The following is a 19,769-nucleotide window of genomic DNA, read 5'->3' as shown; positions in this document are numbered from 1 at the left end:
GCTCGGCCGCACAAGCATGCTTTAGTTGAACATAAATACCGACCAAAGGCAGCTATTTACATAAGTTTTAGAATTAATTTATATGTGAAACATCATTTTAACGAAAACTATTAATGGTAATAAAAGGAAAAAATAAAATGCTATCGAATATCATTAATAAAATAATTAATGTGAGGGCAAATAAGCATGTTTTTAATTTTATTAGTTGTTTTATTTACAATCATTGGATATTTCCTTTTTTGGTTACCACCAGCAATTGGAGGAGCTATTGCTTTTGGTATATTTTTTGGCATATTGATTAGAGGCTTATATTTTTTATTCAATATTAATAAGAGAATTACTAAAGCACTACCCACCCATAAAGAATTAGAGCTTGAAGACTTTATGAAAGAATTAAAAGAAAAGAAATTTTAGATTCCACAAATTCAACTAACGCATGCGTTAGTTCAACAAGAAATGAACAAAAAAAGGCATTGCTCTTTAGCGATGCCTTTTTCTCATATTATTAACTAATACCAATTAGCATGTTATTTATATTGCTAATTCAATTGATAATAAGTGTATTTTTATAAGTTTTCTCCCCGTCAACCGAACCCGTTAGAGTTACTTTCCCTTGCTTTTTCTATTCTTCGTATATCATTTTCTTTGTCATACCACCATCAACAATAATATTTTGACCGTTAATGAAGTTGTTTTCTGGATCTGCTAAATAAATACAAGCTTTAGCTATGTCTTCAGGTTTACCAACTCTGTTCGACCAATGTTGAAGATGGTCAGTTTCTTTTAATTCCTCATAATGACTAACTTCAATCCATCCGGGGCTAATGCAATTTACTGTTATACCATTTGGCTGTAATGATGCAGCTAACGAATGCGTAATAGATACAATTCCACCCTTAGATGCTGCATAAGCCTCTGAATTCGGCTCCGACATCATTGCTCTAGTTGATGCCATATTTATGATTCTTCCTCCATTTTTCATCACTTTGGCAGCTTCTCTGGATGATATAAAAACACTTCTCAAATTTGTATTGATCACTCTTTCCCATTCATCCGTAGTTAAGTTCAAAAATGGCTTAAAAACAGAGATTCCTGCATTATTAATTAAAATATCAAGTGTAGAAGTTTGAGCGATTACACTGTTAATAAGATTTATTATATCTTCTTCGATTCCAACATCTGTTTTATGAAATATTGCTCTTCCACCATTTCCCTCAATTTTCTGTACTACTTTATTTCCTTTTTCTCCATCAATATCAGCAATAAAAACCAGTGCTCCTAATTTTCCAAAAGCAAGAGCAATCCCCTCACCAATGCCATTAGCCCCTCCTGTAATGATGACTGATTTACCTTTAAACTTCCCATCCATGATTACATACCTCATTTAACTATTAGTCTATTTTTATTATTTCCATCCTTAACAAAAAAAGCCGTCTAATGACAGCTTTTCGCTAAGATTTATTTTGAATCAAGTTATCTTTACATTGAGATTATTTCTCATTTAATCCTACCTTTTTTAATAAATAAATCAACATATCTTTTTCAACTGAATTTAATTCGGAAAATAGTTGGTGAATCATTTCTCGGTGAACTGGAAAAATGGTACAAATTACGTTCCTACCTTCATCAGTTAAAACTGCATAGATTACTCTTCGATCTTTAGGACAATGCAATCGTTCAATATATCGCCTTGCCTCAAGTTTATCTAATACATAGGTCATGTTCCCACTTGAAATTAATATTCTTTTACCAATTTGTTGGATTGGCTGATCCCCTTTATGATATAACAACTCTAAAACTGCAAATTCAGTTAAGTTTAATCCAAAACACTTTATATTATTAATTGAAGAATCAGTTATAAATCGATTTGCCCTACTAATTTCTGAAAATAATTGGAGCGAATTAGTTGTTGAAATTTGATCATTTTTCATCATATCAACTCCTTTCAATTATCTTGAATTAAAGGTAATTTTAAAGTATTTTTTGGGAGTAGTCAATGTCCTATTGTTGGTTTAATAATATAATATTGATTCTATAAATAGTTTTCGGTTTACATAATATTATTATTTAATTTCCGTAATTTAAATTAGTCAATTATCAATAATCTCTATCTAAAAAAAACGTTAAATTATCAATCTGTTTTCTATTAATCATTCTTTAATATTTAGTCTCTGTTTAAATAAAATGTTGAATTTTAAACTAAATAAAGACTGTCTGTTTAGGCAGCCTTTAGAGTTTTTTATGTAACGAACGCATTCGTTACATAAGAGTTCATTATATTTCATCAAGTTGATTGTTAATTCCTTTTTCTTTCAGGTAATCAGCATAGCCAGTTAGTGCATGATAATTCTTCACAAACACTCAAATTGCATTTATTAATCGTTAAAGCATTTACCAGAATCAATAGATGTAAATATTCGAGAGTATGCATCGTCAATTGTATTTTTGTTTACTTTGTCAATATCATTTGCACAATATTGATTTTTCCCTTTCCCAAATGGGTAACCTATTGAATATGGTGGGTTTCTTAAATTAGGCGCATCTTCGTAGGTAAATTGTTCATCTACAAATGCTATATATGATTTTTTTGATCCAATAAAGAAAAACGGAATATCGGAATGTTTGTAAATGTTTGCATATTTACTGTCGGAAGCTTCGGAGAGATGTTTCTTCATAATAAAAACGGCATCAAATTCTGACGAAAGTTTTTTGTTTTCCTCTATTTTTTTAAAACTTATTTTTTTGAATTTCACATTCCCTTCACTTACTTTTGGAAAATTACCTATAACACCAATAATTAATTTTTTACCATCATAACCAGATGAGTAAACGGTATCGGAATTACAACCAGTTAACATGACTAAGATTAGCAGTAAAACAGAAAAAAACTTTTTCATTAAATTAGACCCCTTTTATGTATTTATTTGGTTAGTTTTTATTTAGAAACTACCAGCATCTCCCACAAACTTATTATACATTGAGTATCCACACCTGTGACTTGGGAAAATTACGTCTATTTTATAAATGCCCTGTTATTAAATGTTGTTGATTTTTACTTTTCATGTAAATTGATGAGCCTAATACCAAGTAGACCCATCATATGTACTATTGGAGTGATTACTTTCTATTTTTTACAAATTTTATTTACGTATTATTCGACCACTTCTACTCCAAAACTTTTATAAATAAAACATCAAAAAGACTAGCGTAGTTTCGCTAGTCTCTTTCAATAATATATAAAATTCAGTTTTTAGTTTGATTAGCAACTGCCATTTCTTTTACTCTATCTTCTGATAAATCATAGAACTTAAGGAAAATGATTAAAGCAATTAAACATCCAACTGCCCCACCTAAATTAAATGTTGCCCATAATGATTTAAGTGTTCCTGCAGTTTGTGTAATAGCATGTCCACCTGTAGCAGCTTTATAACCAGCTACACCAATAATCCACATTCCAAGTCCTCCAGATATTGCGCCGATAATTTTTGAGCTAAAAGTTTGAGTTGCAAATATTACTGCTTCAAAACGAGTACCATTTTGATAACAATCATATTCAACCGAGTCGGCAAAGAACATCGGATAAATTACAAGCTGTGGAGCAATAAAAATTGCTTTAAGAACAGATATTCCTAAAAATAGCCCAAAGTTTTCGTAAGCTACAAAAAATGTAATGAATGACAGTAACGCATTTGCGCCTAATGCAACTGACATAAGTTTGATTTTACCAAATTTTCTTATTAGTCTTGGAACAAATGGAGCAACTAAAACGACTGGTAGTATTCCAACACCAAGTATAAGTGAAACTTTTGTTGCATCTTTGTAAATATCAGTAGCTACGAATGGTGCTAATGTATTCGTAAAATTTACTCCATTTGCAATAATATTGACAATTACAATTGTTTTTAAATATTTATTATTTAGTAGTGAATGAAGGATTTCTTTAATTGCTGGTTCTTTTTTATTTGATTTTACACGCTCTTTTACGAATCTTGTAAATGACATGACAATAAATGCTATGATTGAAAATATTAAAACAGTAATCATGTAATTATTATGCGTAGCCTTTAAAACACTGGGAAATGCGGCTACCGCAACAAGAATACCGATAATTCCAGTAATTTGATTGTTTGCAAGAAGGACTGTTCTTTCTTCTGGATTTGGTGTAATTACCGTTGAAAATGCGAAGGCAGGTGCATCAGCAGCGGCATAAAGTGTACCCCAAATTAGATATGTTATTGCCGCATATGCAATACGTGCACCCTCAGATGCATGAAGAAGTTGATTACCAAAACCAAAACAAAGGAATGTCATAACTGGTACTGTTATTGCTGCAAGATTTACCCATGGCTTAAACTTACCGCTTTTTAAGTTTAATCGTTCAATAACAGTTGCAAGAGTTGGATCTACAAATGCATCCCAAATTCTTGCAAGTAGAAGAATACTTCCTACTGTTGTGGCACTAATCCCTAAAACATTTGTATAATATACTGCTAAAAATGATGAGACAATAAAGAAAATAATATTTTGACCAAAGAAATAAATGTTGTACATAAACCTCTCTAATCTAGATGTAGCAAACAAACTTTTTGGATTCGCATTATTTTCTATGATAACTCTTTCATTGACAATCGAATTTTTCCCCATCCTTAATCACCCTTACTTTCAATTATCATTACATTAATTGGTTTATAAATTCTGCAGCTGTTTTTTCATCAAATATATTATTTAAGAACTTAGATAACATCACTTGTTTTTCACTTTCATCTAATCCCATGTCAATATCGCTAGTTTGAAGTAGTTCAAACATCATCATTAAAAATTGTTTTGATTCTTCTTTAGCAGCCTCTCCACTAATTGTTGCAGCTTCAAACGGAGCACAATTTAGAGTAATTAACTTTAAATCTTCCATATATACTTTCAGTCGAATTAAGAAATCTTCATAATTTCGATTAATTGTCCAAGCTGATTCAGCAAGTGCATTAATTCTAGGAGAAATCATATATTCTAAAATTTCAGGCGTACCAACTCTTTCAGTCCAAGTTGCTCCTTCGATTCCAAGTACATTCGAAGCTTTTAAAGAAGGTGTATAATCATATGTCTTTTGTAAAGTTACGATGGAATATGGATAATCAAAATAGTTATTAAACATATCTGAAAATATTACTTCGTATCCTTCATTAAAATATGGTAAGCAGTAGCTTTCCTCCGTAAATTCAACCCAATACTGTGTCGTAATATTTTTTTCAACCTCTTTTGATCTTAATGTTTCATTCCAACAAATTACTTCTTTTCCATGCTGAATTAAATGCTCTGTTATTCTTTTGGTAAAAGCATATTGAAGGTCATCAAAATTAGAAATGTTATCCTTCTTCATTAATGCCAAACAATGAGGACATGATTTCCAATTCGTTTTAGGAACTTCATCTCCACCTATATGAAATTTTTTAGAAGGGAATAGCTGAACCATTTCGTCTAATAGCTTAAATACCCAAGTATATGTTGATTCTTTTCCCGGACATAAAACTGTTTTAAAAACACCAGCACAATTTACTAACTCCACTTTTTCATCAAAGCAGCTTAAATTTGGATAGGCAGTTAACAAGGCGGTAACATGGCCTGGCATATCGATTTCTGGTATGATTTCAACGCCTCTTGCTTCGGCATACTTAATTACATCTCTTATTTCATCTTGTGAATAATGAGCTTGATTTTCAGTCAATTTTGGAAATACTTTTGACTCAATTCTCCATCCTTGGTCATCAGATAAATGCCAATGTAATACATTTAATTTATTTAATGCCATTTCTTCGATGATTTTTTTCATTACACTAACCCCGAAGAAGTTACGGCTAACATCAACTAATAATCCTCTATGCTCAAACTTAGGATAATCAGTAATACTAACTCCCTTTAAGTTTCGATTCGAATTTTTAATTGCATCGACAATTAATACATATAGTGACGTAAGTGCATTCGTTACCCCAGCGTCATTTTTTGAATATATTTTTATTTGCTCATCGGAAATATCAATCTTATAGCCATCTTTTTGAATTGAGGAGTCTTTTATAAGATCAATGCTTGGATCTGAACTTAAATCTGAATGTGAAACTAAAATGCCACATTTAGAATTTAGTCGCTCTGAAAATACTTCAATTCCCAATTCACTGAAATCTGCGTTTCTAATTGTTAGAGATTCCTTTATTAAAAAACAAATATTTTCTTTTATTTCAATATTTCCGTTGATTTTTGGTATTAAATTCATAAAATCTCCTTCTTTCATTATTTATATTAAACTTTGTAAATTTTTCTGGATTCACATTAATATTTACCTAAAAATTCTGATTTTTTATTCTAGTGTAAACCCTTTCATTTTGCTGTATTTAAAATATATAATAAAAGAAACAATACTTTTGATATAATTTTGTTCATTTTGATAAAATATTGACTAAATTGTGGGGTTCTATTTTGAAAAACTATCATCACATTAATTTATCTGGATTAGAAATGAAGTTAAAAAGCTTTCATATTGTATCTGAAATTGATATTTTAGGAATTGATTTGGAGTTCGAAATCCTATTTTCTTTTGTTTCATCTAATAGAATCACACCGAATATGATTGAATTAATAAAGTCGAACTATCATTCTATTTTAGAATCTCAAACTAATCATTTTAAGCTATATTGGTCTGAATCTAACTTATACGATGTTTTTTTTATAAAAAACGAAAGTGAAAGTTTAATTATTATATTAAGTACTCCTTTAAACTTGGATTCTTCAAACGGTTCGGCAAAAACTGATAATTATAAAAAACAGGAGCATTTTTTAAAATTATTTCAATGGTTAATCAGACCATTTTCTAATAACGCAATCTCTCAACCTAAAATTTATCATCATGAAAGTAATGACCATCTAACTCCTTATGTTCCCGATGTTTCCTTAATTGAACTTTATTATGAGAATGACACAAGACATGCAACCTCTGAGGAATATGAAGAATTTAAATCAATCATACTAGAAGGGAAATTTACTGAATTAGACCAAAAATTTGATTTCAATAAACTCCTCCATACATTTGATCAAATCGACCTTGCAAAAGGTGATTCATTAAGATCCATGAAAAATCATTTTATAGCAGCCTGTGGCATTATTTCACAATACGCTATTGATTCTGGTAGTGATCATGAATATGCAAGGACATTAGCAGACAAATATATTACGTTAGTGGAAGGATTAACTTCAAAACTTACTATTTTTAAATTAATGAAAGAAATGATTATAAAGTTCTCAGAATGCATAATCTATTTTTCGAATCCAAATTACTCTAATTTAATAAAAAAAATCATTCTTTACTTGAATACAAACTTTTATGAAAGTATTACTTTGCAGGAAGTAGCTAGAAAATTTAATACTAGTACTTCTCACCTTTCAAAAAAATTAAAAAATGAAACTGGCATGTCATTTAATGATAATTTAAATAAAATCAGAGTGAATGAAAGTAAAAAACTGTTACTTCAAACCGATAAGTCTATTTTAGAAGTAGCTATTGCTGTCGGATTTAATTACCAAAATCATTTCGGTAAAGTTTTTAAAGAAATCGTAGGTGTTCCGCCGAATGCTTTTCGGAATAATCGTCCAGAATAAAGAGCTGTCTCATAAATATTGAGACAGCTCTTTTTTATTTTGATATGAGTGGATTAGCAGTAATACGAACAATGTATGTCATTTGTTGATAAAGTGGTGAAATTTATTGATATAGTTATTATTTTTGTTGATAAAATACCGAAATTTGTTGATATAACTATGATTATTATTGATAAACTGTTTCTTTCTATTTCTCCTATGTTGAAAAGGTAAATTATGGGTAACCTAACAGTGTATTTTTAATTTATTGATCATTATAAATAAGATATTTAAATATAGGACGTGAGAATATGTCAGAAACAGATATGTCAAAATACGAGAAGAAAATTGAAGTGCGAAATATACGTATGGATGATATTGCTGAGATTATGAAATTATCAAGCCGTTGTTTTCCAGGTATGGAGGGCTGGAAGCGGGAGCAATTAGAGAGTCATATTCGAATTTTTCCTGAAGGTCAGTTTTGTGTTGAGTATGAAGATAAAATTATCGGCTCCTGTTCAAGCTTGATGGTTGATTTTGATGAATATGATGATCAACATACGTGGAACGTCATTACAGACAATGGTTATATTACGAATCATGACCCTAATGGGTTTAATTTATATGGAATTGAAGTAATGGTCGACCCGGAATACCGTCGGATGAAAATAGGTCATCGTCTTTACGAAGCACGAAAAGAGCTAGCTCGGCAATTAAATCTTCAAAGCATCATTATAGGTGGCCGAATTCCAAATTACCATAAACATAGAGAGGAAATGTCACCTCGTGAGTATGTAGCTGCAGTAGAGAAACATAGTATATATGACCCTGTTTTATCATTTCAATTAATGGAAGGTTTTACAATTAAACGTATTAACACACGCTATCTCCCAGATGATAAGGCATCGGATTCTTTCGCCACTTTGATGGAGTGGAGTAATATTGACTATCTTCCTAAATCCAAGCGTGTTTATCGTGCGTCATTCCCAGTTAGAATATGTGCTATACAATACATGATGAAAAAAATTGATTCGTTCGCAGATTTTACGAAGCAAATTGAATATTATGTTGACGTCGCGGCTGATTTCGGTTCGGATTTTGCCGTTTTCCCAGAACTGTTTACAACTCAATTGATGTCTTTCCTTGAAGAAAAACGACCTGATCAAGCTGTTCGTAGACTAGCTACATACACTGAACAATACATCGAACTTTTTACAGAACTTGCCGTACGATACAATGTCAACATTGTCGGGGGATCGCATTTCGTTGAAGAAGATGGAAATATTTATAATGTGGCGTATCTATTTAGAAGAGATGGCACGATTGAAAAGCAATTGAAGATACACGCTACTCCTAATGAAAGAAAATGGTGGGGAATCTCAGAAGGAAACGAAATACATGTATTTGACACAGACTGTGGTAAAATCGCAATACAAATTTGTTATGATATTGAGTTTCCTGAACTTGCTCGTATAGCCGTAGATCAAGGAGCAAATATCATTTTTGTTCCATTTTGTACAGACGATCGCCAGGGGTATCTCCGAGTTCGTTATTGTGCTCAAGCAAGAGCAATTGAAAACCAAGTATATACTTGTATAGCAGGAACGGTAGGAAATTTAACTCACGTTGAAAACATGGACATTCAATATGCACAATCCGGTATCTTCTCCCCTTCAGACTTCGGTTTTGCAAGAGATGGAATTGTTGGTGAATGTGATGCGAATGTTGATACTGTCGTTGTTGGAGATGTCGATCTTGAAAAATTAAGACGTTCTCGTAACACAGGTTCTGTCCGACAATTACGCGATCGACGACGCGACTTGTATCGAATTGAATTCAAAAATTTAAAGTTAGAATGAAGTAATAAACAGAAGCTCAGTCTAGATTTCTAGACTGGGCTCTTTATGTTTGTCTTCAAGACAAAGTAAGATTAAAACATCACTCTATTTCACGAAAATATTTTTCTTCATAAAAGTGCAAAAAACTATACGATTTCGACAAATTATGATATGTTTACTTTATAATTAGATTATTCAGAAATAATTATGTATTAAGAATTTCTAAACAGATTTATTGATTATATTTATTTCTACTACTATCTTATAATACTAGGAGTGATTATTTTGGAATTCAACGATGTTTTACATGGACACAGATCGATACGAGAATATGAGGATAAGGAAGTTAGTCAAGAACTATTAGATCAAATATTAGATGCAGGTATTCGCGCTTCATCAAGTGGTAATATGCAGTCTTATTCCATAATTGTCACGAAAGACAAAGAAATTAGGAAGAAATTATATTCTGCACATATGGAACAATCAATGGTTATTGATGCACCAATCCTTTTAACGTTCTGTGTAGATTTTAATCGAATGAGAAAATGGCTTACACTTAATGATGCACCAGTTCATTTTGACAATTTCATGAGCTTTATGATTGGGGCAATTGATGCTACTTTGGCATCTCAAAACTGTGCTCTAGCAGCTGAAAATGCAGGTCTTGGACTTTGTTATATGGGCTCTACGCTAGCAAATTGTAATCAAATTGGAGAAATTCTTAACTTACCACCAAATGTTGTACCGATCGTAGGTTATTCATTAGGCTATCCAAAAGAAAATCCTGCCCTACGTGACCGTCTACCAAGGCATGGTCTTGTTCATTATGAACAATATAATGATTATTCGGATGAAGAAATTCTTGAAATTTACAATGAAAGAAATGAAAAAGGATGGCAACGTTATATGGACGTTCCAAAACTGAAAGAAATGACAGAACAACTTGGATTAAAAAACCTTGCGCAAATTTACACGATTGCAAAATATACGCAAGAATCTCATCACGAATATTCTCAAACAGTTCTAAATTACTTAGAAAAACAAAATTTTATGAACAACAAATAAGTTTCTGTTAAAAAAGTCGAATTCCAATTGATGGAGTTCGACTTTTTACTTTTTTTATAATCATTATTAAAGGATTACTTAGTTAGATAAACATATAAACTAATATCTTCTTGCTTAATTTTATAGTCCATAAATTCCGTTTCATTTATAAAAATTTCAAAATCTTCTTTTGTATAAGCACCTTTTTTCAAGAATGTTTTGAATGCAAATTTTACAAAATGCTTATCAAAGCCTTTCATTTCAGTTTTAATAATTTCATTTTCTATATCATCAGCCGTTACATTAAAATTCATATCAATAATAAGAGCTGTTCCGCCCGGTTTTAATACCCTATACATCTCAGAAATTGCCTTTACAGGCTCTTTAAAATTCTTAAAGGCAGCACTGCAAACAATAAAATCAAATGTATTTTCTTCACAAGGTAGATTTGATGCATTTCCTTCTTTAAAATCAACTGAAACATTTGCTTCTTTTGCATTATTCTTTTCAATCGTAACAAAATCAGGGCTTATTTCTACACCTGTAACTTCAAAGCCCATCTTCGCAAGTTCAATTGATAAATACCCTGGACCAGGTGCAATTTCTAAAATCTTTGCTTTTTCTTTGACTAATGTTTTAATTTCATTTGCATATTCTTGCATTTGAGTCATTCGGCTTTTTCGTGAATTTTTATCATACCATTTTGCAGTTAATCCATATATACCAACGTCTTTTTTCTTCCGCATATTTTTCATAGTAAGATCCACCCATCTCTTTTATATAAATAACCATACTTTTTTGTATAAATAAATACTCCAACTTTAAAGTAGTTTCCATTTCTTGTACAATGAGGTTGTAAACACCTCTAACATTGTTAGCTCCCTAACAACGTTAGATTATCATCTAACACCGTTAGAGTCAATGGATATTATTATATTTTTTTGGAGAGATTTTATGGCTATTACTAAAGAAGCAATTGTAAGCGCATCACTTGAAATATTAAATCGTGATGGAATAAGTAATCTATCAATGCGCACATTAGCAAAAGAACTTGACATTAAGGCTGCATCCTTATATTGGCATATTAAAGATAAACAGGCTCTAATTGATTTAATTGCTGAGAACCTTAATAATGAAATCGTCCTTCCTGTAGAAATTGATGATGCAAAAGAAGCGTTAACTGCCCTCGCCTTAGAAGTCCGTAGAGTATTACTAAACACAAGAGATGCAGTTGAAGTTTTTGCACAGTCAATGCCGATGACACCAAGTAGATTAAAGGCAGTAAAATTCACTTTATCAACTTTAAGTAAATACGGTGTTTCTGATAAAAACTGTATAGTTGCTGGCAATCTATATAACAATTATGTCCTATCCTTTGTAGCAGATGAATATCGTGCTAAGCAATTCACTTTCTCATTTGAAGAAATTACTGCTTTTACTTCATTTTTAGGTGAGCAGTATCATTTTGGTTTTGATTTCGAAGAACAATTTCTATATGGATTAAGGGTACTATTTGCTGGTTTACTTACTGAATAAGAAAAAAGTCACATCTTACTTTGGAAGTTAGATGTGACTTTTTTCTTATTTATGAAATTTAAACCTTATATGTATTACTAAACCTCAAAATATCTCAATCCCACTCCAAAACAGTTTTTCTGTATCCGTTAAACCGTCTAAATTTAATCGTTTCGTAGTATTGTTGAGATGAACTTGATGCTAACAAATCAATGCGCGTTTTAGGATATAGTTCATGTACATATTTTAATAACTTTGTCCCAATCCCTAATCCCCTATACTGTTTATCGATTAATAGTTCTGAAACATATAATGTTATATTTCCATCTGTTAAACCTCTAATATATCCAATGATTTGATCATTCAAACACGCGACAAATTTAACGTTTGAATTTTCCCATGCCTTCTTTGTATCATCTTGTTTTTCAACGAGATTATTCCATTCTTCTCTTCTATTTAAATTATGTATTTGAGTAAAGTCAATTTCATTATATGATCGGATTGTTACATCTTTCTTAATTTTCAATTCTAATGCCATTCTATTTGACCTTGCTTCACCTAGACATTACAATTTTCGCAAATTTATTAATGCGAACTATTCATTACTTAATTTTATGACTGGTTTCCCGTCCTTATCTAACAATGGTGTAATTCCACCTGCATAGCCATCCCAACTAAATAAGTAATGAACACCTGTTTCTCGATCTTCTAATATTTTAATGCCAGACAATTTTCCTTCTTTATAAACTATATTAAATCTATTTTCATCATCTTTACTAAACAAGTAGATTCCCTCCCTGACTTTTCAAATTTTGACCAAGATATAGTAGCCTTCACAATCATTATTAATCAAAACGTACTGTATCAAAACCGTCTATAATATCTTCTAACTCAGTTTGAAAATTTATCTGTACAGGTGCTGGAATTTGCTCCATCCATTTTTTTATTTCTGGCAACTCTTCAGCTTCCTCAATACTCTTTGGTTTTTGGTCAAGATTCGACCACCAATTTTTTAATTCATCGATAAATTCATAGAAGTAGCGTTCAAATCTTTCTGCCCATTCTGCTCCCTCATCATCTGTTGTTTTTTGCATCATATCCCATGCTTCCATTGCTGTTTCGAAGTATTCATCAATCTTTTTCATTTGTTATCCTTTCTTGGTAGCTCAGCAAAATAAAGGAACTACCCCACACTTTTATATTAAACCAATTTTTAAATATTTGTGGAATTACACGCACACATTCTTGTTAGAAATAAACTTTAAAATATTGGACGATCATTATTATGTGTCTGTCTATTGAGACTCCCACGACTAAAGTCGCAAGCCCTAATCCTTACGGATTAACGGATGGGATTCTTGAATGACTAAACGTTCGCAGTCCATTTCTGTTTTGAACAGCCTTCAAGATGAGGGCATCTCATTGCCCCTCCTAAACCAGACCATATAGGTGTTTAGGCTGATTGACTATTACCATCAATCACAGTTGCATAGCGAATATTCATCGCCCCAACGATATCACGGTGTTTCTCAAATCCACATCTGCACTTGTATTTTCTGTCTTGCGCCTTGTTTTTTTCAGAACATTTAGGACAAGTTTGACTTGTATAAGCAGGGTTCACGTATTCGACCTTGATACCAACTAATGTTGCTTTGTACTCGATAAATTGTGCTAAACGATAGAATGACCAAGTATGCAGATTTTTTTCGTTTTTACGGCTTGTTCGTGCCGTCTGTCTAATATTCGTTAGTTGCTCTAACCGAATGACAGAGATGTTATTCGCAGTTGAAAAATTAATGATCTCACGACTTACTTTGTGGTCTCCGTCTTGCATCCATCGTTGTTCTTTATTATCAAGTTTTTGTATGACATTCAATTTCTTGTTTTTGCCTAGCTTTTTGCGAGTACTACGAAACTTACGTTTCATATATTTGTTTTGTCTGCCGTTTCCGAAGAAAAGAACTTTGTCATCGTCTGTGATGGCTACCGCAGGTACTTTGAGACCTAAGTCTACACCTAAAATCTTTGTTCCTGTTTTTTTATTTGTAGGAATCGTGACAGATATTTGGGCAATCCACTTATTGGATTTTTTCGTGATACGAAGAGTACCTAACTTGTACTTTAACAAGTCAAAATTACGGTTATGTTTATCTATTAACAAAGCTCGAACATTTAAACGAGTCGACTTTCCATTTACCATAAATGGAATTGAAATGTGCGTTAAGTCAAATGAATAATTTTGGTTATTCCATACACAAACAGGTTTCTTTAGAATCGGCACAATTTTATATTTGCTTTTCTTCACTTTTGTAGAAAACACACTTATAGCGTCTTTAATCGCTTGGTTCTTCACCGCACTTGGGATATTGGCTGCAATATCTTTTGTGCTTTGTTTAGTGCTTTTCTTTTCTTCAGCCATTTTAGATACAAGTGTGTTAATGACTTTGATATACTCGTGACTACTTTGTTCCAATAGTCGGATTTGTTCTTTTGTTGGAAGCAATTTAACTTTGACTGTTATGGTTTGTGACACAAGTTTCACCCCCTTGTTTTTTCATTTTCGACATAATGTTTTATTGTCTCACTTGATATATTTACAGCAGTAGAAACAAAATAAGAACGTGTCTATAGACTTGGCAAGTGCATGAGATGAGGAATCTCTTCCCTCAAACTCTTTGATGTCACTCCTTTGATTTTTGCCATTATATCAGCAGGACTAAGTGTTGGTAGTGTGTTTAAGAACAAGTGAACATGGTCTTTGTCACATTCCTTTGCGACAATAACAATATTCAGCTCTTCACAAATCTCTTGAACCAACTCTTTGAATCGCTCTTCCACTTTTGTGTTAAGGAAAATTTTCCTTCTGTATCGAGGACAACTACAACATAAAAGATAAAAAATATAAGATACTAACATTTTGGATACTAAAGCGCCACAAACCTTGCGGTTATTAGTAGCACTCCGTATCCAACCTCACTTTCATCCCATGCCTAAGGCAATGGGCTTTCCCGTTCGGGAAGGGCTGTAATTTTTGACTATCCGATTTATCTGGTGCTGCTGTACCAAACTTTTTTTGCATGAAGAAAGCAAATGCAATTGCAAAAACAATAATTCCCCAAAATAATTAGCCAAATAGTGTCAAACAATCCCTCCTAAAATATTTGCTTCTTAACTTATGAACACTCTATTAGTAATCTATTACCTTCTTGCTACTTTTGATTGCTTTATGAGCTCAAATTCCGGATTTTGAAATAAAAAAATCGACGAAACGTCGATCTCTTTATTATACTAACCAACTATTTTTATTTAGATAAACTTTTGTACAAGTTCAATTAAACCAGGAAGTAATATCAATACTACACTGGATGAAACGAATAGTCTTGTAACTTTAGTAGGTAATTTTCCCTTCCCTTTTCCATTGTACCATCCACTAAATTGTATGTAGTTTCGATACAAGACAAAAATTAAAACAAGGATCCCTACAGAACTCCACCATCCAGTCTTAGTAAGTTCCACACCTATAATCCCATATGCTTTTGATACAACCGCTGAAAAAATAGCACCTAGTAAACCGAAGATCAATAGTATTCTAGTTACTTCTAGAATTAATCCAAATGACGCTGATAATGCCTTCATTTAATACCTCCAAAATTACTTTCAAATAAATTCCTATGTAAATAATATTCATTATTTGATAATTTTTTCCTTTTTATTTTGAAGCTTTTTCAAAAATATAACACAAATTCTTAAAAAAACTTTTAAAATAGATGGTAAGAAAGTCCATTGAAAGCCCAAATGAACGTGTTTAAAAAATTAAATTGTGATATCGGACAAGGTTACTATTTCGATCGTCCTATGCCGTTTGAAGAAATCTCCGTTGCAAATTAGCTAATTGAAATATAATGAACAACTCATTCTAAGAGGGCGTTTTTAAACGTCTTTTTAGTCATTTTTATTAAAGGATAAAAATCAATATTTTCGCACATCCCCTTGAAATCAACTAATGTTTTTCCTTTCAACTATTCAAAAATCAGTTTAGGAATAATGTGTACATAGATAGAAAATACTATTTAAAGATTTTCAATAGTCAGGTGGGATCACTATGTACACTCAAATCATTAAGGCCATACCTAATTTACTTACAATCGGAAATTTACTCTGTGGAGTGCTATCAATTACTTTTAATATGAGTGGGTTAATATTGCTCGCCTCTATTTTTATTTTCATCTCCGCTATTTTCGACTTACTTGACGGTAGAGTTGCACGGAAATTAAAAGTAAATAGTGAGTTTGGTGTTGAGCTGGATTCCCTAGCGGACATAGTTAGTTTTGGAGTTGCTCCTGCACTTTTATTTCATTCTATTTCGGCCCCATCAATTTTAACTTCCTTGGCCTTTATCCTATTCCCTACAATGGGCGCATTAAGATTAGCTAAATTTAGTGCGAAACCAACTATTGGATATTTTAGAGGTTTACCTATACCTGCTGCGGGATTACCTTTAGCTGGAATGAGTATGTTTTTATATAGTAATGCCTGGATTACATTAATACTCGCTTTTTTAATGGTTAGTCCATTCAGATTTAAAAAGCTATAACAACTTTCATATAAACCTTAAAAAAGCTAGTCCTCATCTAAAAGGAACTAGCTTTTTTAAATTGACACCGCGATCATACTTCTCTTGGACTAAATAAATCTATACCTCTTTTTAGAGAGTATAATTTAGCAGTAAAAAGATATAGTTCATTGTAGTTATTTTCTACGTATTCATCAATAATACTGATTCCTTTTAAAAAATTATTAACCAATAAGTATGTGTATTTTTCATCCCATGAAAAACGATTAATTCTAAAGAGTTCATCTACTAATACTTGAAACCTGTACTCTTCAATTAGTAGTTTTATTTGAAAGATTTTATCTTTATTATTTATTGATGTAAACTTACTATTTTCATAACTATTATGTACTAATTGAATAAAGTCATTAATATCCTCAGCCAGCATATTCGCTTTTAGCATTTCGATCTTCATTTCTCCATCCCCTAAAGTGTAAAAAATATACATCGCTAAGAAAAGTGTATGTTTTTAGACTATATCATATCACATTCAATGCAATTAATCCTGAAATCAACTTCGAAAATTTACCTCCTTATATAAAAAATAAGAGCCACCATAGTGACTCTATACTATTTATACTATTCAATTATTTGCTATTTTAGTAGATTTATGAATAAAAAGGACTTATAATTTTCTAGTTTTATCTCCCGAGCTGATCATTATATGTACATCATTAGAGCCACCACCATCAATATGATGTTTCATCTTTGACAGATCAATATCCGTTTCAATTTTTACTCTTTTTGTCTCATTTCCAGCTAAATTCACACTATAAGGAGCACCTATTTTCATGAGTGATAACATTTGCACCTCTTCTTCAAACGGATATTTATCATAAAAATCAACATTAAAATGTACAGCTTTGCTACTGTAGTTTTTAAAATTAAGCTCACATACTCCATGCAGTGTTCTTTCATTAACTTTATCAAAATTACATTCACTATTTTGGGATTCATATGAAATCGCGTAAATGCCAGTTGCAATCGTATTTTGATATGCATAAGTAAGGTAAGGAGGACTAACTGCAGAAATTATTATAGCAAGTATTATAATTCGAGCTTTGTATTTTTTTAATGCTTTTGCAAGAAAATAAAGGCTTATTACAAAGAAGAATAACCATATAACTCCTTTATAATTTATACCGCTGTCCTTCGTAATCGGTATATTATTGACTGAAGCTTTTGCACCTAAAGTATAATCGTTTGGAAAATTAATGCTTAAACCTATACATATTAGAAATAGAATAATTGAAATAGTTAAGAACTTTTTATTTTTTAACAAAAAAACCAACCACCTTCTTTGAAAATTATCAAACCAAATTAGCAATTAGGTATGTATAATTTTATGATATTTTTATAAATTTTGAACGATTTACATCAACTGTTGTAAGCCCTTCAAAAAGATTTCTTAATCAAAATAATTTAAAGGAATCTGTCTAGCTTGCTCCATTAACAATTTATAATTTTTGATATTCTATATTAATTATCTATTAAACAATATTTACCGTCAATTGGGTTAATTCTCATTTTTTCTCTTCATTTTTCACAATATTCTATTCCTATAATTGTTAACTAAAAAAAGATGCGATTCGTAGTAGAATCACATCTTAAAATATTGCACTATTTAATTCACCTTAATAATCCTATTTAATATAAGTCAATCCAATACGATTATTAAAAATCTGGTTTCTATTTTTGAAAATAAAAGAACCATCCTTATAATCAATAACTAGTTGGTCTTCATATACATCTTCAAAATTTTTATTAACCATAAATTCAAATCCGTCTCCAATAATCATTTTTTCATTAGGGCCGCATTCTCTTTTATTAATAACTTTTATTTCATATATATTGTTGACAACGTCACAACTTCCACGATCAAATTCTAATTGAAGTATTTTGTTTTGATCTACTCCTGCAAGTATTTCTTTTGCCTCTTCAGTTATTTTAAAATCCATTTTATAGTCTCCCATTTATATTAAGCGTTTAAGAACTTCACACATACAGCTTCTGGAACTTGTACGTCTGTTTGAATCGCTGTTAGTTTACCAGTTGTATTATTTCTAGAATATAAAACTAGAGTTCCTGAAATTTCATTTGAACCAACTAAATAATTTTCAGAAGGGTCTAAAACGAAATCTCTTGGCCAGTTCCCTTCACTTGAAGTAATTTCAACTAATTCAAGCTTACCAGTATCTTGATTTACACTAAATACTGCGATGCTATTATGACCACGATTACCAGCGTAAACGAATTGACCATCTTTTGAAATATGGATAGCACTTCCTTGATTGTTTTCAGTAAAATCACTTGGAATCGTAGAAATATACTGTAGTTCAGTAAAGTTTCCGTTTTCTTCATTAAATTGAAGAGCGATTACTTCTGAGCTAAGTTCAGTCATAATATACGCAAATTTGCCATTCGGATGGAATGTGATGTGACGTGGACCGCTTCCAGGTTTAACAGAGAGACTACTTACTTCAACTAAAGAATTGTCTTCGATTTTATAAGTAACTAATTGATCAATTCCTAGGTCAATTGCAGCTACGTATTTTTCATTTAATGTATAACCAGAATAGTGAGCATGTGGTTTTTCTTGTCTTTCTTTATTTGGTCCTGTGCCTTCGTGTTGCATAATCGATTTCGCAACACTTGCAAAACCAGTTTCTTCATCTATTTTATATAGTTCAATTGTACCTTTATGATAATTTGCTGTAACGATATTTTGTTTTTTTGAATCCACGCTAATATGACAAGGTGAAGCGCCTTCAATTAACTGATCATTTAATTTTTGTAGTTCCCCGTTTTCATTAATTGAAAAAACAGAAATACCACCTAAATTTCCTTCTTTTACAACAGCATATAAATTCTTATTGTCTTCACTAATCGCTAAATAAGTTGGATTTCCTAGTTCAGCCACTGGTTTTACGTCTGTAATTCGTTCTTTTTCAGTATCAAGTGTAAATTGATAAACACCTTTACTTTCACTTTTTGTATATGTACCTACATAACCAACAAATTTCTGATTCGAATTCATTCTATTTTCCTCCTCTATTCCTTGTTTTTATGTAAATACCCCCATTTCATTGCTTCAATGAAAATGGGGGCTTAATACTTATTTAAGAATCATAAGTTTATGA

21 protein-coding genes and 1 pseudogene are annotated in these 19,769 nt (G+C 31.4%); 6 read left to right on the top strand and 16 right to left on the bottom strand.

The genetic code is table 11. The features are described from left to right. The first annotated feature begins 186 nt into the window (after nt 1-186). Entirely contained in the window at nt 187-414 is a 228-nt protein-coding gene (locus CN692_RS21565) for a hypothetical protein (protein WP_098121184.1), read from the top strand. Nucleotides 415-622: 208 nt separating this feature from the next. Here the strand turns inward: CN692_RS21565 and CN692_RS21560 are convergent, their stop codons facing one another. The 5 genes from CN692_RS21560 to CN692_RS21540 all read right to left on the bottom strand — a co-directional run bounded on the left by CN692_RS21560 (nt 623) and on the right by CN692_RS21540 (nt 6,262). Continuing rightward, entirely contained in the window at nt 623-1,369 is a 747-nt protein-coding gene (locus CN692_RS21560) for an SDR family NAD(P)-dependent oxidoreductase (RefSeq protein ID WP_098121183.1), read from the bottom strand. A gap of 121 nt (nt 1,370-1,490) precedes the next feature. Further along, the gene (locus tag CN692_RS21555) at nt 1,491-1,934 is read right to left on the bottom strand and encodes a MarR family winged helix-turn-helix transcriptional regulator (protein WP_098121182.1); all 444 of its coding nucleotides are present in this window, start codon (nt 1,932-1,934) and stop codon (nt 1,491-1,493) included. Between the two features lie 441 nt (nt 1,935-2,375). Continuing rightward, nucleotides 2,376-2,897, bottom strand: coding sequence for a transcription elongation factor GreAB (locus tag CN692_RS21550; protein WP_098121181.1), 522 nt, complete (start codon nt 2,895-2,897; stop codon nt 2,376-2,378). 346 nt (nt 2,898-3,243) lie between these two features. Beyond that, the gene (locus CN692_RS21545) at nt 3,244-4,644 is read right to left on the bottom strand and encodes an MFS transporter (protein ID WP_098121180.1); all 1,401 of its coding nucleotides are present in this window, start codon (nt 4,642-4,644) and stop codon (nt 3,244-3,246) included. Between the two features lie 28 nt (nt 4,645-4,672). Beyond that, the gene (locus CN692_RS21540) at nt 4,673-6,262 is read right to left on the bottom strand and encodes a beta-N-acetylhexosaminidase (RefSeq protein ID WP_179874511.1); all 1,590 of its coding nucleotides are present in this window, start codon (nt 6,260-6,262) and stop codon (nt 4,673-4,675) included. A gap of 203 nt (nt 6,263-6,465) precedes the next feature. On the opposite strand from CN692_RS21540, the gene CN692_RS21535 reads away from it, so the two are divergent. The 3 genes from CN692_RS21535 (at nt 6,466) to CN692_RS21525 (ending at nt 10,523) form a co-directional block, all read left to right on the top strand. After that, nucleotides 6,466-7,641 carry a helix-turn-helix domain-containing protein gene (locus tag CN692_RS21535; protein ID WP_098121178.1) on the top strand — a complete coding sequence of 392 codons (1,176 nt, stop codon included), beginning with the start codon at nt 6,466-6,468 and terminating at the stop codon, nt 7,639-7,641. A 290-nt stretch (nt 7,642-7,931) separates the two neighbouring features. Continuing rightward, nucleotides 7,932-9,479 (top strand): bifunctional GNAT family N-acetyltransferase/carbon-nitrogen hydrolase family protein, encoded by a 1,548-nt coding sequence (locus tag CN692_RS21530; protein ID WP_098121177.1) that lies wholly within the window; start codon nt 7,932-7,934, stop codon nt 9,477-9,479. Between the two features lie 264 nt (nt 9,480-9,743). Then, the gene (locus CN692_RS21525) at nt 9,744-10,523 is read left to right on the top strand and encodes a nitroreductase family protein (protein ID WP_098121176.1); all 780 of its coding nucleotides are present in this window, start codon (nt 9,744-9,746) and stop codon (nt 10,521-10,523) included. 74 nt (nt 10,524-10,597) lie between these two features. On the opposite strand, the gene CN692_RS21520 is transcribed toward CN692_RS21525, so the two are convergent. Continuing rightward, the gene (locus CN692_RS21520) at nt 10,598-11,257 is read right to left on the bottom strand and encodes a class I SAM-dependent methyltransferase (RefSeq protein ID WP_098121175.1); all 660 of its coding nucleotides are present in this window, start codon (nt 11,255-11,257) and stop codon (nt 10,598-10,600) included. A gap of 199 nt (nt 11,258-11,456) precedes the next feature. On the opposite strand from CN692_RS21520, the gene CN692_RS21515 reads away from it, so the two are divergent. Beyond that, nucleotides 11,457-12,038: a TetR/AcrR family transcriptional regulator C-terminal domain-containing protein gene (locus CN692_RS21515; protein WP_179865453.1), complete on the top strand. Its 582-nt coding sequence runs from the start codon at nt 11,457-11,459 to the stop codon at nt 12,036-12,038. A gap of 94 nt (nt 12,039-12,132) precedes the next feature. Here CN692_RS21515 and CN692_RS21510 read toward each other — a convergent pair whose 3' ends face one another. The 6 genes and pseudogenes from CN692_RS21510 to CN692_RS21485 form a co-directional block, all read right to left on the bottom strand. Further along, nucleotides 12,133-12,555, bottom strand: a complete 423-nt coding sequence (locus CN692_RS21510; RefSeq protein ID WP_098121173.1) for a GNAT family N-acetyltransferase — start codon at nt 12,553-12,555, stop codon at nt 12,133-12,135. Nucleotides 12,556-12,612: 57 nt separating this feature from the next. Further along, the gene (locus CN692_RS21505) at nt 12,613-12,801 is read right to left on the bottom strand and encodes a DUF6440 family protein (protein ID WP_098121172.1); all 189 of its coding nucleotides are present in this window, start codon (nt 12,799-12,801) and stop codon (nt 12,613-12,615) included. Between the two features lie 61 nt (nt 12,802-12,862). Further along, the gene (locus CN692_RS21500) at nt 12,863-13,162 is read right to left on the bottom strand and encodes a hypothetical protein (RefSeq protein WP_098121171.1); all 300 of its coding nucleotides are present in this window, start codon (nt 13,160-13,162) and stop codon (nt 12,863-12,865) included. 308 nt (nt 13,163-13,470) lie between these two features. Then, the gene (locus CN692_RS21495) at nt 13,471-14,550 is read right to left on the bottom strand and encodes an RNA-guided endonuclease TnpB family protein (protein WP_098121170.1); all 1,080 of its coding nucleotides are present in this window, start codon (nt 14,548-14,550) and stop codon (nt 13,471-13,473) included. A 5-nt stretch (nt 14,551-14,555) separates the two neighbouring features. Continuing rightward, nucleotides 14,556-14,933 (bottom strand): annotated as a pseudogene (gene tnpA / locus CN692_RS21490) (IS200/IS605 family transposase). A gap of 390 nt (nt 14,934-15,323) precedes the next feature. Further along, nucleotides 15,324-15,653 carry a hypothetical protein gene (locus CN692_RS21485; protein WP_179874510.1) on the bottom strand — a complete coding sequence of 110 codons (330 nt, stop codon included), beginning with the start codon at nt 15,651-15,653 and terminating at the stop codon, nt 15,324-15,326. 466 nt (nt 15,654-16,119) lie between these two features. Here CN692_RS21485 and pssA point away from each other — a divergent pair, with 466 nt between their 5' ends. Beyond that, nucleotides 16,120-16,611 carry a CDP-diacylglycerol--serine O-phosphatidyltransferase gene (gene pssA, locus CN692_RS21480; RefSeq protein WP_098121169.1) on the top strand — a complete coding sequence of 164 codons (492 nt, stop codon included), beginning with the start codon at nt 16,120-16,122 and terminating at the stop codon, nt 16,609-16,611. 73 nt (nt 16,612-16,684) lie between these two features. On the opposite strand, the gene CN692_RS21475 is transcribed toward pssA, so the two are convergent. The 4 genes from CN692_RS21475 to CN692_RS21460 all read right to left on the bottom strand — a co-directional run bounded on the left by CN692_RS21475 (nt 16,685) and on the right by CN692_RS21460 (nt 19,666). Beyond that, nucleotides 16,685-17,044 (bottom strand): hypothetical protein, encoded by a 360-nt coding sequence (locus CN692_RS21475; RefSeq protein ID WP_098121168.1) that lies wholly within the window; start codon nt 17,042-17,044, stop codon nt 16,685-16,687. A 210-nt stretch (nt 17,045-17,254) separates the two neighbouring features. Continuing rightward, nucleotides 17,255-17,911: a hypothetical protein gene (locus tag CN692_RS21470; protein ID WP_098121167.1), complete on the bottom strand. Its 657-nt coding sequence runs from the start codon at nt 17,909-17,911 to the stop codon at nt 17,255-17,257. A 361-nt stretch (nt 17,912-18,272) separates the two neighbouring features. Further along, nucleotides 18,273-18,587, bottom strand: a complete 315-nt coding sequence (locus CN692_RS21465; RefSeq protein ID WP_098121166.1) for an iron-sulfur cluster biosynthesis family protein — start codon at nt 18,585-18,587, stop codon at nt 18,273-18,275. A gap of 20 nt (nt 18,588-18,607) precedes the next feature. Continuing rightward, entirely contained in the window at nt 18,608-19,666 is a 1,059-nt protein-coding gene (locus tag CN692_RS21460) for a lactonase family protein (RefSeq protein WP_098121165.1), read from the bottom strand. Nucleotides 19,667-19,769 lie beyond the last annotated feature (103 nt).

The sequence above is a fragment of the Bacillus sp. AFS002410 genome (genome assembly GCF_002556365.1).
Taxonomy (GTDB): Bacteria; Bacillota; Bacilli; order Bacillales; family Bacillaceae_G; genus Gottfriedia.
The sequence above is the reverse complement of the archived record's forward strand: the minus strand, read 5'-3'. Positions and strand labels throughout refer to the sequence as shown.